The organism is Cytobacillus sp. FSL R7-0680, assembly GCF_038009245.1.
Taxonomy (GTDB): Bacteria; Bacillota; Bacilli; order Bacillales; family Cytobacillaceae; genus Cytobacillus; species Cytobacillus kochii.
Genome location: NZ_JBBPAO010000001.1, coordinates 2,822,582 through 2,839,757, shown reverse-complemented (window position 1 = coordinate 2,839,757; position 17,176 = coordinate 2,822,582). Strand labels below are relative to the sequence as shown.

The window sequence follows — 17,176 nt, the reverse complement described above, 5'->3', positions numbered from 1 at the left end:
AACACACCGCCTTTTTTAAATGGGTGGTGTGTTTTTGCTTTTAGTTGCAATTGAAAACTCCTTAGCAAATGAATGTAATATTTGAATTAAGCGGAGACTCATGTTATCAGGGCTGACATCATAACCATTTTCAATCCAGTTGACGAGTAGTCCTGCTGTCCCATGGGCCATATAGAGTTTATGGACCGAGTAGTTAATATCTAGTTGATTAATCGCTGATAAGATAAAGCTCTCTTCCAATACTTCATAAATCGCTTTAGGTAGATCTCGATGCAATCCTGGGATGGTATCGTTTTTTAATAAAAGATTGAAATAAGCTTGCTCAGAGTATATGAAGTGTGTTAGTTCGAATGATTTTGGATCCATCTCGGTAATACTAATGGCTTTGCCTTTTTCATATTTATTCATGCTTTTTTCTTTTACTTGTTCGAACATTTCTCTTTGCAATTCATCCGTTAGACCTTGCTTATCTTGAAAATGAAGATAAAAAGTCGTGCGATTATAATCGGCTCGTTTAATAATATCCGTCACTGTTACATGGCTATAGCCTTTTTCATGAATAAGGTCAATGAAAGCTTTTTTGAAAGAGGATTTCGTCCGCTCACTTTGCTTAGAGATACTACTTTTATACTCAACCAATGTATTTTTCCTCCTAAAATAAACACATTATAGTAATGTGTAGATTCTATCGACAAATTCAAAAGAATTACTGATTGTTGCTAATTATGAATCCGTTTACACTAAAAGAGAAGTTGTGAAAATAGTACCACAACGCATATGAAAGGGGTAGTTTTATATGAATCGTTTTGAAGATAAAGTCGTTATCATTACAGGTGGGGGATCTGGACTTGGTAGAGCGGCAGCAAAACAAGTAGCAGTAGAAGGCGGTAAACTTGTTTTAGTAGATTTAAATGCAAAAGGCTTAGAGGAAAGTAAACAAGAAATACTTACAGCAGCACCTCAAGCAGAGATAGAAACAATCGAAGCGAACGTAGCGAATGAAGAAGATGTAAAAAAATACGTGGCGTTTGCTGTTGAGAAATTTGGTAAAATCGATGGCTTCTTTAATAATGCAGGCATCGAAGGGAAACAAAACTTAACAGAAGACTTCGGTATCGAAGAATTCCAACGTGTAGTTGATATTAACTTAAACGGTGTATTTTACGGTATGAAGCATGTGTTAAAAGTGATGAAAGAACAAGGTCATGGTTCAATTGTTAATACCGCTTCCGTTGGTGGAATCCGTGGAGTTGGTAATCAATCAGGGTATGCTGCAAGTAAACATGGTGTAGTAGGCTTAACAAGAAACTCTGGAATCGAATATGGCCAATTTGGTGTAAGTATTAAAGCAATCGCTCCTGGTGCGATTATGACGCCGATGGTTGAAGGATCATTGAAACAAATGGGCGGAGACAATTGGGAAGAAGCAGGAAAAGAATTTGTTAGCGTCAATCCAATGAAACGCTTTGGTAAACCAGAAGAAGTCGGCTACCTAGTAGCATTCTTACTATCAAACCAAGCAGACTTCATTAATGCAACGGTTGTACCGATCGATGGTGGACAATCTTATAAATATTAATAATGATGAATGAAGCAGGGAGATGAGACATCTTCCTGCTTTTTTGAGCTTAAAATCTAATAACACCTTCGTTTCAAGCAAAAACCACGTCGACTACCAAAGAGCCTATAAATCACCGTACAATATAGAATAGTCTTTGAATCCCAGGGCAGAATGCCTTAATTACATCCTTTCACCTTTACAAAAGGTATCTATTACATTTAATTCCCTATTTAAAATCACTAAATCAGCTTCCTTGCCACGATCGATACTACCGATGCAATGAAACTGTCCGATTTTCTTTGCTGGGTTGACGGTAGCCATATGGACGGCTTCATGCAAAGCGATATCAGTAAAATGTATCATATTTTTAATCGCATCATTCATCTTTAGTATACTTCCAGCAAGCGTTCCATCGACTAATGTCGCTACACCTGATTGCAGATGAACTGTTTGTCCACCTAACTCATATTCTCCATCTTCCATATGCTTTGCCCTTATACTGTCAGTAATTAATATCAGGCTTTGATATCCTTTAACCTTCAACAGCAGTTGAATCATTTCTGGGCTAATATGTAGACCATCAGCGATGATTTCGGCAGTAAAGGAATCAAGCAAAAGTGCGGCACCTGCTGTCCCAATTTCGCGATGATGTATGCCGAGCATACCATTGAATAGGTGAGTCATATGGGATACGCCGTAAGAATGAACGGTTTCGACTTGTTCGTAAGTAGCTTCTGAATGACCAATTGATGGGATGGCTCCGTCTGCAATTATTTGTTGTAATAACCTTTGGCGTGGATCCATTTCGGGTGCATATGTAACCAGTTTTATTTGACCTTGAGCGAGTGATTGCCAGTAGGAAAATAAATGGGGATTGGACTCTTGTATATCTGCTTTTGGCTGTGCACCTGCCTGATGTAGATTGATAAAAGGGCCCTCTAGATGTATGCCAAGAATTTTTGCCCCTTTATAAGAATGAAAATGGGCGATGCTTTCAATGGCTTGACTTATTTTTTTTGTTGGAGAAGTAATGGTTGTTGCTAAGAAACTTGTTGTTCCTTCTTTAGGTAATATTTGTGAAATGGTCTTTAAGGCAGTGACTGTCCCATCCATTGCATCCGCACCAGCCACACCATGTATATGGAGATCAATAAAGCCAGGACTTATATAGCTACTGTTTTTTAAATCATAAATGTAATCGTAGCGAGTAGTCTGTGGACATGAAGCCATTTCACCGAAATCTTCAATCAGATGGCCATTTAATGTCAGATAACTGTTTGGTGAAACATAATGTTGAAAAATAATATCGGCATTAATAAAAAGGGTCTTCTTATCCATTAACTAAAATCCCTCCCTTTTGTTCAATGTATTGATTAGTCATTCTCTCCATTTATTTCGTTTCAGTGTATAATAAACAACGAGAGTCGACAATGATATGGAACGGGTTTTTTCGTATACAATGACAGTTTCAATTTAAAGCGTTTGGTTCTCGCGTAAAAAGTGCTAAAATAAAAAACGTATCAGATGAGAATGGATGAAAGAAGAATAGATAACTACAGGATAAGGAGGGGTAAGAGTGGCAAAGGTTCGCACAAAGGATGTTATCGAAAAATTCGGGTTAGAATTACTAAGCGGTGAAGAAGGTATCAACCGTCCGATTGTTACGAGTGATATTTCTCGACCAGGCCTTGAATTGGCTGGCTATTTTGATTATTTTCCGGCAGAACGCATACAATTATTAGGGAAAACAGAACTGTCATTTGCTGAAAAACTAAATGACGAAGAGAGAGAAGCAAGACTGGAGATGCTATGCTCTGACATTACTCCAGCAATCATTATTACGAGAGAGCTAGAAGTACCAGAAGAATTACTTGAAGCGGCTGAAAGAGAAGCCGTACCGATTTTAAGAACAAAGCAAAAAACGACGCGTTTTTCTAGCCTTTTGACGAATTTCCTAGAAAGTAAGTTAGCCCCTACTACTGCCATTCATGGAGTGTTAGTCGATATATATGGCGTGGGAGTCCTCATTACAGGAAAGAGTGGTGTCGGTAAGAGTGAGACGGCATTAGAACTTGTCAAAAGAGGACATCGCTTAGTAGCGGACGATTGTGTAGAAATTAGACAAGAAGATGAGGACACATTAGTCGGTAGTGCACCAGAACTCATTGAGCATTTATTAGAAATTCGGGGACTCGGTATTATTAATGTCATGACTTTATTTGGTGCAGGTGCCATTCGCCGATTTAAAAAGATTTCTCTTGTGATGGACTTAGAAATATGGGATGCTCAAAAACAGTATGATCGTTTAGGTTTAGAAGAAGAAAAGATGAAAATTATTGATACGGAGTTAATTAAAATGACCATTCCTGTCCGCCCAGGTCGAAACTTAGCGGTCATTATCGAGGTAGCGGCAATGAATTTTAGATTAAAGCGTATGGGTGTAAATGCAGCAGAGCAATTTACAAATCGTTTAACGGATGTAATTGAAGATGGCGATCATGAAGATCGTTGAGATTTATTAATACATAATTAAAGGAGATATGACTATGTTGTTAACAGTGGCGCCAATTGATCCGGTTGCCTTTAGTTTAGGGCCATTGTCTGTTAGATGGTATGGCTTAATCATCGGTATCGGCATTGCACTCGGTCTTATTTTGGCGATGAGAGAGTCAGAGAAAAGGGGACTAGGTAAGGATTTATTTGCTGATTTATTGTTATGGGCTATTCCGATTTCGATTATTTGTGCAAGGATTTATTATGTAATCTTTGAATGGGACTACTATTCTCAGTATCCAGGTGAAATCATTAAAATTTGGAACGGAGGCATCGCCATTCACGGTGCATTAATCGGAGCAGTTGTCACTGCGATTATTTTTGCAAAGAAGCGTGGTGTATCCTTTTGGCAATTAGCGGATATTGCTGCACCTAGTATTATTCTCGGTCAAGCCATTGGACGTTGGGGGAATTTCGTCAACCAAGAGGCGCATGGTAGTGAAGTAAGTCGACAATTCTTAGAAAACATGCATCTACCAGAATTCATTATTAACGGGATGTATATTAATGGGGCTTATTATCATCCGACATTTTTATATGAGTCAGTTTGGAATTTCGCTGGATTTGCACTGCTACTACTACTAAGACGTGCTAATTTAAAAAGAGGGGAATTATTCCTTAGCTACGTGATTTGGTACTCTATCGGTAGATACTTTATCGAGGGAATGAGAACCGATAGCTTAATGGTGACTGAAATGTTAAGAGCAGCGCAAATGCTATCGATCATATTAATAGTTGGGGCTATCGTAATTATTATATATAGAAGAGTAAGTGGGAATGCAAAAGAGAGGTATTTAGATCCTCCACAGAAACAAGCAAAAGCAAAGTAAGGGTCAGCAGAGGGGGAGTACCAGGTGATACATTCTGTTAAAGCAGGATTAAAGGTTGGTTTTAAGACGACTTGGACATTGGGGAAAATTATCTTTCCTGTTACGTTAATTGTGGCGTTATTGCAACATACGCCAGTTTTACCATGGGTGATTGAATTAATCGCACCGATTATGGGAATATTTGGTCTATCGGGGGATGCGGCCATTCCTTTAGTTTTAGGAAACTTCTTGAATGTTTATGCTGGTATTGGTGCGATTCTCACGTTGGATTTAACCGTTAAAGAAGTATTTATATTAGCAGTCATGCTGTCGTTTTCTCATAACTTACTGATTGAAACAAGTGTAGCCATGAAAGTAGGCGTTAAACTATGGATTGTGCTCGCTGTTCGGCTCGGTTTAGCCTTTCTATCGGGGATTATTATTAATCTCGTTTGGAATGGCGGTTCAGAGATGGCAGAGTATGGTTTTGTTGGAGCAAGCGAAGAAACGATTGAAGGCATATGGCCAATTGTATGGAATGCAGTAGAAAAAGCAGGTCTTGGTATTTTTCAATTAGCGATCATTGTAATTCCATTAATGGTAATCGTACAGATTATGAAAGACCGTAAATGGCTTGCAGTATTTTCTAAATGGATGGCTCCATTAACAAGAAAGCTAGGGATGAGAGAAAATACATCGACAACTTTAGCATCAGGATTATTGTTTGGCTTAGCATTTGGAGCCGGTGTGATGATTCAAGCAGTAGAAGAGGATGGCGTTAGTCAAAAAGATGTCACTTTAGCGTTTATTTTCTTAGTAGCTTGTCATGCGGTTGTTGAGGATACTCTTATCTTTATACCTTTAGGAATACCTGTGTTACCCCTTCTTCTTATTCGCGTCGTAGTCGCTGTGATTTTAACAATGATTGTCGGGATGATTTGGAGGAAGCTTGAAGCAACACCGAGAAAGGAAGCGTATTATGGCTAAAATTGATACAATATTATTCGATTTAGATGGAACGTTAATAGATACGAATGAACTAATTATCTCTTCATTTTTGCATACATTAAATCATTATTATCCAGATAGCTATCAGCGTCAGGATGTACTACCTTTTATGGGTCCAACATTAGTCGAGACATTTACATCAATTGATAGTGACCGTGCGGATGAGATGGTTCATATGTATCGTACATTTAATAAAGAAAACCATGATGTATTAGTGAAAGAGTTTTCAGGCGTGTATGAGACGGTCCGCACACTAAAGGAATCGGGTTATAAATTGGGCATCGTAACAACAAAGATGCTAGACGTTGTTGAAAAGGGTTTACGCTTAACAAAGCTGGATGAATTTTTTGAAGTGATTGTTGCCCTTGATCATGTAGAAAAGCCGAAACCGGATGCTGAGCCTGTTTTAAAAGCATTATCACTATTGGACTCAGAACCACATGAAGCCATCATGATTGGTGATAATCATCATGATATTATAGGTGGCAGAAATGCAGGGACGGTGACAGCAGGTGTTGCTTGGTCAAGTAAAGGAAGGGATCATCTTCTTCAATTCGATCCTGACTATATGTTAGAGACAATGCCGGATTTATTAACAATCTTAGAGGAATTGAACAGATGAGGAGAACCGAACGCTATCCTGTTGAAGGAGCGAACTCCCTTTGGCATGTGTATAAAACGGTCCCTTTTTTGAAAGTAGTAAAGAACTTTGTTGTGATTCAGCTGGCACGCTATACCCCGTTCTTAGGGATGAAAAGCTGGCTTTATCGTACCTTTTTACGGATGAAAATCGGTGAACAGACGTCATTTGCGCTTATGGTAATGCTCGATGTCATGTTCCCAGAGAAAATCAGTGTGGGGCGCAATAGTGTGATTGGATACAATACTACTATTTTAGCCCATGAATATTTGATTAAAGAATATCGCCTGGGAACTGTAGAAATCGGTAACGAAGTCATGATTGGTGCCAACTGCACGATACTTCCAGGAATAGTAATCGGAGATGGTGCGATTGTTTCCGCTGGTACACTTGTACATAAAGACGTACCCGCTGGTGCTTTCGTCGGTGGTAACCCAATGCAAATCATATTTACAAAAGAAGAAATGGAACAACGGTCATAAGCATCTGCTAACTTCGCTTTCGAAAAGAAAGTGGGATAGCGGATGTTTTTTTGTTACGGATGATGGTAACAAGAAAAAAGACTACAGTACGTAAAAAGATTTTTACGGAGAGATTCAGCACCAAGGTGCCATGCTATCACATGACATGAAGATTCACCAGTTTCGTGAGGTCGATCGAAGCTAAGAGCAACGCAAAAGGGAAATTCCTACTGACCGTTTAAATTATCGTAAATAAGGATCTGATTCCCTCGTCCCCCTTTTTAGCAATGAAACGAGCTTTTGCACTCCTCCTGTTTTATTTTCTCATACCTGCCCCTCTAAAGATAAGGACGTCGAACAAAAGTAGAACCAGAACCCTCCATTATCGTAAACGCCCTGAAGTTGAGATATGCCAACAGGCGGAATCTTTACATCCCCCATTAGAATATTTTAGATTACACCCCTTTGTTGTGGATTTCTTTCATTTTTCTCAAAATTAAGTGTTTAGGGTTGACGTTTAAAGGTGAGAAGCGTACACTACTAAGTAACTTCAATTTATTAGCATGGTAGCGAACTAAAGTAAAAATGAGGTGAACGGGTTGAGTCGGTTATTTATGTTTGAAAAGCCTTTAGGCATGAGGGATACATTGCCTAATCTATATATGATGAAAGAAGAAGTACGGGTGACAATGGCCAATGAAATGAAACGCTGGGGCTATCAATTTATTGAAACTCCTACGTTGGAATATTACGAGACAGTTGGTACAGCTTCAGCTATTCTCGATACACAATTGTTTAAACTGCTGGATCATGAGGGACATACACTTGTACTAAGACCAGATATGACAGCCCCTATTGCTCGTGTGGCTGCGTCTAAGTTATTAAAGGAAAAGTTGCCACAGCGTTTAGCTTATTCAGCTAATGTGTTTCGGGCACAACAGCGAGAAGGTGGACGACCGGCAGAATTTGAGCAAATCGGTGTCGAATGTATTGGTGATCCAACAGTTAGTGCGGATGGAGAGTGCTTAGGATTAATATCCTTCGCTCTAATGAAAACAGGATTGGAGCAGTTCCAGATTTCCGTTGGTCATATTGCCTTTGTAAGGAGTTTTTTCCAAGAGATACTCGGTACAGATGAAAGAGTGGAGCAATTGATGCGATTCCTCTATGAGAAAAATTATGTTGGTTATCGTGTACATGTAGATCAGCTATCATTGTCATCTATTGATAAACAAAGGTTAAAACAGTTTCTAAAATTAAGAGGCGGACCAGAAGTCATTAAGGAAGCAGAAGACTTATTAGAGTGCAACGCAGGCGTTGAAGCGTTAAATGAATTGAAAACCTTATGGGGAATTATAGCTGACTATCAACAGGATGCCCTCATAAAATTAGACCTAACATTAGTCAGTCATATGAGTTATTACACAGGTATTGTTTATGAAGTGTATGCAGGTAATGTTGGTTTTCCAATTGGCAGCGGTGGGCGGTATGATTTATTACTAGAAAAGTTTGGGAAAGCCAAAAGTGCAACTGGCTTTGCCATTCGATTAGATCATTTACTTGAATCGTTAGACAAACCATTTGAACAACCACCTCTTGCCTGTATTGTGTTTAGTTTAGAAAGAAGAAAAGAAGCTTTTATGTTAGCTGAACAGCAACGACTTGAAGGGAAGAAAGTCGTTTTGCAAGATATTAATGGCGTAGAAGATATTGATGCCTGTTCAGCACTTTATGAAGATATCACTTATTTAGTTGGTAAACAGAAGGAGGGATCGCGATGAAGGATTGGTTAACAGTTGCGATGCCAAAAGGAAGAATTTTTACTGAGGCAGTGGAGATGTTGAGAATGGCTGGCTTCGAGTTGCCACCTGAATTCGATGATTCGCGGAAATTAATTATCGATGTACCTGAAGAGTGTTTCCGCTTTATTTTAGCTAAACCGATGGATGTGCCCACATATGTGGAATATGGTGTTGCCGATCTTGGAATAGCCGGGAAAGATGTCATGCTTGAAGAAGAACGTGATGTATATGAATTGCTTGATCTACAGATTAGTGCTTGCTATTTAGCAGTTGCTGGCTTGCCTCATACGCAAATGAATGATGTCGCACCGAAAATCGCTACGAAATACCCGAATGTAGCAGCAGCGTATTTCCGTGAACAAGGCGAGCAAGTCGAGATAATTAAATTGAACGGTTCGATTGAATTGGCACCGCTTATTGGTTTAGCTGATCGGATTGTTGACATTGTTTCTACAGGAAGAACCTTAAAAGAAAATGGATTAATAGAATATGAAGACATCGTCAATATTACATCAAGGCTCATCGTCAATCCGGTTAGTTACCGCATGAAAGACGCACGTATAAGTGATGTGGTTGAGAGACTGACAGAAGTGATCGAGCAGGAAAAGGTGGTTAAGTAAAGGTGGACATATTAAAAGTAACAAACGACCTTTCTATTAAGCGTTCCATAGACGGTGGTACAGAAGAACAAAGGCAAACAGTAAAGGAAATCATAGCAGCTGTACGTCAAGAAGGTGATCAAGCGGTCATTCGTTATACACAAAAATTTGATGGGATTCTATTAGATGATTATCAAGTGAAAGCAGCAGAAATAGACCAAGCTTATAAAGAATTATCTAAAGAAACCATTTCAATTATAAAAGAAGCAGCAGAAAATATAAGAAACTATCATATGAAGCAATTGCAAAATTCATGGATGACGACTGAAGTCGATGGCACCTTGCTCGGACAAAAAATAACGCCGCTTGATTCTGTTGGTGTATACGTGCCTGGTGGGAAAGCTGCTTATCCATCTTCTGTGTTAATGAATGTTTTGCCGGCAAAAGTAGCAGGAGTAGAAAGAATTGTGATGGTTTCTCCTGTAGAGCGCAAAACAGGAAAAATACCAGCTGCTGTCCTTGTTGCAGCGAATATTGCCGGGGTAACAGATATATATAAAGTAGGTGGAGCTCAAGCGGTAGCTGCACTTGCCTATGGTACAGAGACAATCGCACCAGTGGATAAAATAACAGGCCCAGGTAATATTTACGTCGCATTGGCGAAGAGAGAAGTGTATGGTGAGGTCGATATCGATATGATTGCTGGACCAAGTGAAATTGCTATTCTTGCTGATGACTCAGCAATTCCAACTGAAGTAGCAGCAGACTTATTATCACAAGCAGAACATGATGAAATGGCTTGTAGCATCCTTGTGACGAATAGCGAACAACTCGCTAACGAAGTTGCCATCGAGGTGGAAGAACAGTTAGCTACTCTACCAAAATACGATATTGCCAGCCAATCGATTCAACAATTTGGTCGTATTTATGTGACAGAGACGATAGAAGAATCGATAGCAGTGATTAATACAATTGCTCCTGAACATTTGGAGGTTTTAACAGTCAATCCATTATCACTTTTAGGAGCTATCCGCCATGCGGGTGCAATATTCTTAGGTAGATATAGCCCTGAGCCTGTTGGTGATTATTTTGCTGGTCCTAATCATGTCTTACCAACTAACGGCACAGCAAGATTTTCAAGCCCGTTGAATGTGGATGATTTTCGAAAAAAATCGAGCATTATTTACTACAGTGAAAGTAGATTTACAGCAAATGCGGAAAAAATCGCTTCATTTGCAAGACTAGAAGGTTTAGAAGCTCATGCAAGATCGATTGAAAAAAGACTCCAAAGTGAAAGGAAAGAAGGGAAATGACAAGAACGGCTGAGTTGCAAAGAAAGACTAATGAAACAGAAATTCAACTATCACTCAATATTGATGGAGAAGGAACAAGTGATTTGGAGACAGGTGTTCCTTTTATGACACATATGCTTGATTTATTTGCTAAGCATGGGCAATTCGATTTAACGATTGATGCAAAAGGCGATGTCGAAATTGATGATCACCACACGACAGAGGATATAGGGATTTGTCTCGGGCAGGCATTGCGAGAGAGTCTTGGTGAAAAAAGAGGAATTAAAAGGTACGGCAATGCCTTTGTTCCGATGGATGAAGCGCTAGCACAAGTGGTTGTCGACTTAAGTAATCGACCACATTTGGAAATGCGTGCTATCTTTCCTAATCAAAAGGTAGGTACATTTGATACCGAACTAGTGCATGAATTCTTATGGAAATTCGCACTTGAGGCGAGAATGAATCTTCATGTGATCGTTCACTATGGTCAGAATACCCATCATATGATTGAAGCAGTCTTTAAGGCACTAGGTCGAGCCTTAGATGAAGCAACAACGATTGATCCAAGAATAAAAGGCATTCCTTCCACGAAAGGGATGTTATAAATGATTGCGATCATTGATTATGGAATGGGAAATTTATTCAGTGTCAGTAAAGCACTGGAAAGGTTAGGCGAACCTTATCTTATTACAAATAAAAAGGATGAGATTCTTTTAGCCGATGGTGTGATTGTCCCTGGAGTTGGAGCAATTAGTGATGCCATGCGACTTTTAAATGAGACGGGTATAGCAGATGTCCTCAGAGACTATGCAGCTAGTGGTAAACCAATATTAGGCATTTGCCTAGGGATGCAATTACTGTTTGAAGCAAGTGAAGAAAACGGTGGATGCCGTGGATTGGGATTGCTTCCTGGAACGGTTGTGAAAATACCTGGTGTAACAAATCAAGGTGAAATGTATAAAGTCCCGCATATGGGCTGGAACTTATTACAGTTACGACGACAATCACCGATTTTAAAGGATGTCGAAGAGGGGTTTGCATATTTTGTTCATTCTTATTATGTAACAACAAAGACAGATGAAATTATTTTGGCCGATAGCTTATATGATGTTTGTGTCCCAGCAGTTGTAGGAAAAAATAATGTCTTTGGTACTCAATTTCATCCGGAAAAAAGCAGTATGACTGGCATGAAAATCTTAGAAAACTTTACAGTGCTTGTATCAGAAGGGGTGAGTTTAAAATGAGTCTGACCATCTATCCTGCGATTGATATGCGGGGCGGGAAATGTGTTCGTTTATTACGAGGCGACTATGATAAGGAAACGGTATACGGGGACTCTCCTTTTGATATGGCAAAAACCTTTGTAGAAGATGGGGCTAGCTGGGTGCATATGGTGGACCTCGACGGAGCAAAAGCCGGTAAACCGGAGAACGATCGTTATGTCATTCAAGCAGCAAAGCAGTTAAATGCAAATATCCAAATTGGTGGCGGTATTCGGACCGAGGAAGATATACATTTTTATCTAGATGCTGGGGTCTCAAGAGTAATTATCGGCAGTGTAGCCATTTCAAACCCTAAATTTGCTATTGAAATGATTAAGAAGTATAAAGAGCGTATTGTTATTGGTTTAGATGCTAAAGACGGTTTTGTTGCAACAAATGGCTGGTTGAATACATCACAAGCAACCGCAGTTGAGGTAGGCAAACAATTCGCTGACGTCGGTTGCGAAACGTTTATTTTTACAGATATTGCTACAGATGGTACGTTATCTGGGCCGAATATTATAGCAACTGTCCAATTAGCACAAGCGACAGGAAAAGAGGTCATCGCTTCTGGTGGAGTCAGTTCTCTTGCTGATTTAAAATTAATTAACCAAGCAGGTATTCCTGGAGCTATTGTAGGTAAAGCCATCTATGAGGGGCGTTTTACTGTGAAGGAAGCATTGGAAGGGGGGACTTTTCGTGCTTACTAAACGAATTATTCCTTGTCTCGATGTAAAAGAAGGAAGGGTCGTAAAGGGTATCCAATTTGTTCAATTAAGAGATGCAGGTGACCCGGTGGAATTAGCACGTTTTTATGACGAGCAAGGAGCAGATGAACTTGTATTTCTTGATATCTCTGCTTCACATGAGGGAAGAAAAACAATGGTTGATGTTGTTCAAGCAGTAGCGGCAGAACTAGCCATCCCTTTTACAGTTGGTGGTGGTATTCATACACTTGATGATATGAAGAAGATTCTTCGAGCGGGTGCAGATAAAGTCTCATTAAATACGGCAGCTGTCAATCGGCCAGAGTTAATTACAGAAGGTGCTGATTTTTTTGGGGCACAATGTATGGTTGTCGCTGTCGATGCTAAGTACGATCAAGATTGCGGTACATGGGTTGTTTATACACATGGTGGAAGAGTAAAAACAGAGTGGAAAGTGCTTGATTGGGTTAAAGAAGCTGTGCGAAGAGGTGCTGGTGAAATTCTTCTCACAAGCATGGACTGTGATGGTGAAAAGAAAGGCTTTGATATTGCCTTAACAAAAGCTGTAAGTACGGCAGTAACTGTTCCTGTCATTGCTTCAGGAGGTGCAGGGGGAGCTAGTCATTTTTCTGATATATTCCTTGAAGGTAAGGCAGATGCAGCCCTCGCTGCTTCTATTTTTCATTATAAAGAAACTTCCGTCGCAGAAGTGAAGGCATATATAAAAGATAAGGGAGTGTATGTAAGATGATTGATCAAGTGCAATTTAATGATCAAGGCCTTGTGCCAGCAATTATCCAAGATAGTGAAACGAAAGAAGTCTTAACGCTTGCGTACATGAATAAAGAATCTTTAGCAAAGACGATTGAAACAGGGGAAACTTGGTTTTTCAGCCGTTCACGTAAAGAACTTTGGCATAAAGGTGAAACCAGTGGTCACACGCAAAAGGTCGTAGAAATGAAGTGGGATTGTGATCAGGATGCCATTTTAGTACAGGTCTTACCAAATGGTGTTGCCTGCCATAAAGGAGAAGTTAGCTGCTTTCATGAAACGATTTATACGGGGGAAGAGCAAGCTGAAATTGCAGATTATCAAATTCTAAAACGGTTGGAAGAAGTTATTGCTGAGCGCGAGCAGGCACGTCCTGAAGGAGCTTATACGACCTATTTATTCGAGAGTGGTGTCGACAAAATATTGAAGAAAGTCGGTGAAGAATCTGCAGAAGTAATCATTGCAGCTAAAAATCGTGATCGTGAAGAACTTAAATGGGAATCTGCGGATTTACTTTACCATTTAATGGTGCTTTTACGTGAACAAGAACTGCCTTTTGCCGAAGTATTAAACGTCTTGAATAAAAGGCATGAAGAGAAGAAGCCAGTTTCATAAATGATAGAATGGGACGATTTCTGTGAATAGAAATCGTCTTTTTTGAGTGCGCCTGGTGTTGGGGGTTTTTAAGATGAGTTTAATCGGGCAAGAAGGACGGTCAAATACTATTTCTCCACTTTTAAATTAGCAAAATATACCTCAATTATATGCACATACAAAACTTATTCTGTCTCGTATTATCTTCTCGTTCAATTTATATGAATGCTAATTAAAGAGTGATGTTCGAGAAATCCGTGCGCTTTACTAGCATGTTACACTTTCTTAATAAAAAAATCATAAAATAGTCACATTTTTGAAAGTGTTGATTTTTTAAGCTGAGTTAGATAATCATGCTATCATTAGTTTTTTCCTTATCTTGTCACCCCCTTCTCGAGCGATTAGTCGTATGTTATACTCAATTAGTTAATATATTTTATGGAGGATTCCATGCGTAAAGACTCTAAAGCAAGAGACAATAAAGGAAAAATTTTATCATTTATCCCTACGGGTGAGTATTATTTTTCAAAAGGCATTAAAGCTTACCACCGCAGGGATTTTCATAGAGCGAAGAAGTACCTCCAACGTGCGATGCATTTAGAGCCAGGCGAACCGATGATTGTTTGTCAGTTGGCAGTGGTGCATGCCGAAATGGGAGAATATCAAGATTCTAATCAGCTACTCCGATTAATATTAGAGGAATTAGATGAAGAGATGATTGAATGCCACTATTTTTTAGCTAATAACTATGCACATTTAGGCTTTTTCAAAGACGCATACCATCATGCTACATTATATATAGAACTAGATCCAGAAGGCGAGTTTGTTGAAGATACAGAAGAGTTGTTGGAGCTCCTTACGTTAGAGGATGACGATCTAAACGAACATCTATATGAGCAGGACGACTTAATGGTCAAACAAGAACAAGCAAGGGAGTTACTTGAGACCGGTTATTTTCCAAAAGCTGTGGAACTGCTCAATGGTGTCATTGAAGAGTACCCAGAATATTGGTCGGCTTATAATAATCTAGCCCTAGCTTATTTTTATCTAGGCGAAACAGATAAAGCCTCGGATGTGTTGAAACAAGTATTTAAAGACAATCCGGGGAATTTGCATGCCCTTTGTAATAAGCTTGTTTTTGCTTTTTACGAAAACGACTTTAAAGAGGTGCGAGCGCTAAAGGATGCTTTATTAAAAGTACATCCAATCTCTGTTGAGCATCAATTTAAATTAGGGGCAACGTTAGCACTTATAGGGGAATATGATAAAGCATATGCATGGCTCGGTCGTCTCTATAAACTAGGGTTTAATGGGGACGCGTCTTTTTACTACTGGCTCGCATACGCTGCCTATCATACTGGTAAAGAGTCAGTGGCTCAAGTGGCGTGGAGAAGGGCTGTTGAATTAAATCCGGAAAAAGAAGGATTGGAGCCTTGGAGCGATACCTCAAAAAGTGCTCAAGGATTCGAGGATCATGTTTCTTCTATTCAACAAAGGCTAGAAAGTGACTATCCAGAAGAACGACTGTTTGCCTTGTTTTTAACAGCAGTTTCAGGTAAAAAAGAACAATTACTAGAATCTGACCGTTTAAAAGGAAATAGGAAGTTCTCTGCGTTAGAGAGGGATTATTTAGCTTATCTAAAATTTGGTGAGGCATCTCAAGATACCTCTACAGCGCATGATATAGCTGGATTGCTTTATGAAAATTACTCACCTGTTGGGGCAAAAGAAGCAAGTTTGTATTTAATGTGGTTTTCTGCGTATTTACAGTTAACCCAAGCTGGCGTGACGATTAAAAATCCTCATGCATATGCCGGTGCAATCACTTACTCTTGGCATAAGCTAAGAAATGAGACTGTATCACAAGCAACAATTGCAAAAAATTTCGGAATCTCTACCTCAACTTTAAGAAAATATTTGCGATTATTGAATGAATACCTTCGTTGAGCAAAAACTTGGACGTTTTCCTATAAATTTTATAGGATAAAACCAAGAAGGTCATAATAGAACAGAAGGCTTCAAGACAAAGGAGTGGGAATGATGGCTGAAGAAAAAATTTACGATGTCATTATTGCAGGAGCAGGTCCAGCAGGAATGACCGCGGCAGTATATACATCTCGTGCAAATTTATCAACATTAATGCTTGAACGCGGGGTACCAGGCGGACAAATGGCGAATACAGAAGAAGTGGAAAACTATCCAGGGTTTGATCATATTCTTGGACCTGAACTTTCTACAAAAATGTTCGATCATGCGAAAAAATTTGGTGCAGAATATGCATATGGAGATATTAAAGAAATCATCGATGGCAAGGAATATAAAACAATCATTGCTGGATCTAAAGAATACAAAGCACGTGCGGTTATTATTACAACAGGTGCAGAATATAAAAAACTAGGTATTCCTGGTGAAAAAGAGCTAGGCGGCCGCGGTGTTTCTTATTGTGCGGTTTGTGATGGTGCGTTCTTTAAAGAAAGAGAACTAGTAGTTATTGGTGGAGGCGACTCTGCTGTTGAAGAAGGTGTTTACTTAACACGATTTGCAAGTAAAGTAACCATCATTCACCGTCGTGATAAATTACGTGCACAACAAATCTTACAACAACGTGCCTTTGATAATGATAAAATTGATTTCATTTGGAACCATACAGTGAAAGAAGTCAACGATAAGGACGGAAAAGTAGGCAGTGTCACGATTGTATCTACAGAAACAGGTGAAGAAAAAGAATTCAAAGCGGATGGCGTGTTCGTTTACATTGGAATGAATCCACTATCGAAACCATTTGCAAGCCTTGGTATTACGAATGAAGAAGGCTATATCGTAACCAATGACCAAATGGAAACGAATGTCCCTGGTATCTTCGCTGCTGGAGATATTCGTGAAAAAACATTGCGTCAAATCGTTACCGCAACAGGCGATGGTAGCATTGCCGCTCAAGCTGCTCAGCATTATATTGAAGAGCTTGAAGAAAGTCTAAAAACAGCTACAAATTAATGAACAAGGGCATCATAATCCAACTTTATTCATCATTTACAAAAAGTCATTTCGTTTTAACTCTACTGTAACCTGGGTGAAACAAATTTCGGTTATGATAATAATAGAAATTGACCCCCTTTT

Annotated in this window: 18 protein-coding genes; 16 read left to right on the top strand and 2 right to left on the bottom strand. The window is 39.3% G+C overall.

The features are described 5' to 3' along the window. Positions 1-15 precede the first annotated feature (15 nt). Positions 16-639: a TetR/AcrR family transcriptional regulator gene (locus MKY26_RS14225; protein ID WP_095371871.1), complete on the bottom strand. Its 624-nt coding sequence runs from the start codon at positions 637-639 to the stop codon at positions 16-18. A gap of 157 nt (positions 640-796) precedes the next feature. Between MKY26_RS14225 and MKY26_RS14220 the strand changes: the two genes are divergently transcribed. Next, positions 797-1,579: an SDR family oxidoreductase gene (locus MKY26_RS14220; RefSeq protein WP_307318865.1), complete on the top strand. Its 783-nt coding sequence runs from the start codon at positions 797-799 to the stop codon at positions 1,577-1,579. Between the two features lie 162 nt (positions 1,580-1,741). On the opposite strand, the gene nagA is transcribed toward MKY26_RS14220, so the two are convergent. Next, entirely contained in the window at positions 1,742-2,899 is a 1,158-nt protein-coding gene (nagA, locus tag MKY26_RS14215; protein ID WP_307318863.1) for an N-acetylglucosamine-6-phosphate deacetylase, read from the bottom strand. 238 nt (positions 2,900-3,137) lie between these two features. Between nagA and hprK the strand changes: the two genes are divergently transcribed. The 15 genes from hprK (at position 3,138) to trxB (ending at position 17,053) form a co-directional block, all read left to right on the top strand. After that, positions 3,138-4,073 (top strand): HPr(Ser) kinase/phosphatase, encoded by a 936-nt coding sequence (hprK, locus tag MKY26_RS14210; protein ID WP_095371874.1) that lies wholly within the window; start codon positions 3,138-3,140, stop codon positions 4,071-4,073. Between the two features lie 34 nt (positions 4,074-4,107). After that, positions 4,108-4,944: a prolipoprotein diacylglyceryl transferase gene (gene lgt / locus MKY26_RS14205; protein WP_095371875.1), complete on the top strand. Its 837-nt coding sequence runs from the start codon at positions 4,108-4,110 to the stop codon at positions 4,942-4,944. A 27-nt stretch (positions 4,945-4,971) separates the two neighbouring features. Then, positions 4,972-5,910 carry a nucleoside recognition domain-containing protein gene (locus MKY26_RS14200; RefSeq protein ID WP_095373601.1) on the top strand — a complete coding sequence of 313 codons (939 nt, stop codon included), beginning with the start codon at positions 4,972-4,974 and terminating at the stop codon, positions 5,908-5,910. After that, on the top strand, positions 5,903-6,553 hold the full coding sequence (gene ppaX, locus MKY26_RS14195; protein WP_307318858.1) for a pyrophosphatase PpaX: 651 nt from the start codon (positions 5,903-5,905) through the stop codon (positions 6,551-6,553). Before MKY26_RS14200 ends, ppaX begins: the two co-directional genes overlap by 8 nt. Next, on the top strand, positions 6,550-7,053 hold the full coding sequence (locus MKY26_RS14190) for an acyltransferase (RefSeq protein WP_095371877.1): 504 nt from the start codon (positions 6,550-6,552) through the stop codon (positions 7,051-7,053). Before ppaX ends, MKY26_RS14190 begins: the two co-directional genes overlap by 4 nt. A 578-nt stretch (positions 7,054-7,631) precedes the next feature. Then, positions 7,632-8,813 (top strand): ATP phosphoribosyltransferase regulatory subunit, encoded by a 1,182-nt coding sequence (locus MKY26_RS14185; RefSeq protein ID WP_341097889.1) that lies wholly within the window; start codon positions 7,632-7,634, stop codon positions 8,811-8,813. Further along, entirely contained in the window at positions 8,810-9,454 is a 645-nt protein-coding gene (hisG, locus tag MKY26_RS14180) for an ATP phosphoribosyltransferase (RefSeq protein ID WP_095371879.1), read from the top strand. The genes MKY26_RS14185 and hisG overlap by 4 nt, the downstream gene beginning before the upstream one ends. A 2-nt stretch (positions 9,455-9,456) precedes the next feature. Further along, a complete protein-coding gene (gene hisD, locus MKY26_RS14175; RefSeq protein WP_307318851.1) occupies positions 9,457-10,746 on the top strand; it encodes a histidinol dehydrogenase in 1,290 nt (429 codons plus the stop codon). After that, the gene (gene hisB, locus MKY26_RS14170) at positions 10,743-11,330 is read left to right on the top strand and encodes an imidazoleglycerol-phosphate dehydratase HisB (protein ID WP_095371881.1); all 588 of its coding nucleotides are present in this window, start codon (positions 10,743-10,745) and stop codon (positions 11,328-11,330) included. Before hisD ends, hisB begins: the two co-directional genes overlap by 4 nt. Further along, positions 11,331-11,969 carry an imidazole glycerol phosphate synthase subunit HisH gene (gene hisH, locus MKY26_RS14165; protein WP_095371882.1) on the top strand — a complete coding sequence of 213 codons (639 nt, stop codon included), beginning with the start codon at positions 11,331-11,333 and terminating at the stop codon, positions 11,967-11,969. Then, positions 11,966-12,697, top strand: coding sequence for a 1-(5-phosphoribosyl)-5-[(5-phosphoribosylamino)methylideneamino]imidazole-4-carboxamide isomerase (gene hisA / locus MKY26_RS14160; protein ID WP_341052168.1), 732 nt, complete (start codon positions 11,966-11,968; stop codon positions 12,695-12,697). The genes hisH and hisA overlap by 4 nt, the downstream gene beginning before the upstream one ends. Next, the gene (gene hisF / locus MKY26_RS14155) at positions 12,687-13,445 is read left to right on the top strand and encodes an imidazole glycerol phosphate synthase subunit HisF (protein WP_095371884.1); all 759 of its coding nucleotides are present in this window, start codon (positions 12,687-12,689) and stop codon (positions 13,443-13,445) included. The genes hisA and hisF overlap by 11 nt, the downstream gene beginning before the upstream one ends. Continuing rightward, entirely contained in the window at positions 13,442-14,080 is a 639-nt protein-coding gene (gene hisIE / locus MKY26_RS14150; RefSeq protein ID WP_095371885.1) for a bifunctional phosphoribosyl-AMP cyclohydrolase/phosphoribosyl-ATP diphosphatase HisIE, read from the top strand. Before hisF ends, hisIE begins: the two co-directional genes overlap by 4 nt. 429 nt (positions 14,081-14,509) lie before the next feature. Continuing rightward, on the top strand, positions 14,510-16,006 hold the full coding sequence (locus MKY26_RS14145; RefSeq protein ID WP_095371886.1) for a tetratricopeptide repeat protein: 1,497 nt from the start codon (positions 14,510-14,512) through the stop codon (positions 16,004-16,006). A gap of 93 nt (positions 16,007-16,099) precedes the next feature. Further along, positions 16,100-17,053: a thioredoxin-disulfide reductase gene (trxB, locus tag MKY26_RS14140; RefSeq protein ID WP_095371887.1), complete on the top strand. Its 954-nt coding sequence runs from the start codon at positions 16,100-16,102 to the stop codon at positions 17,051-17,053. Positions 17,054-17,176: the final 123 nt, after the last annotated feature.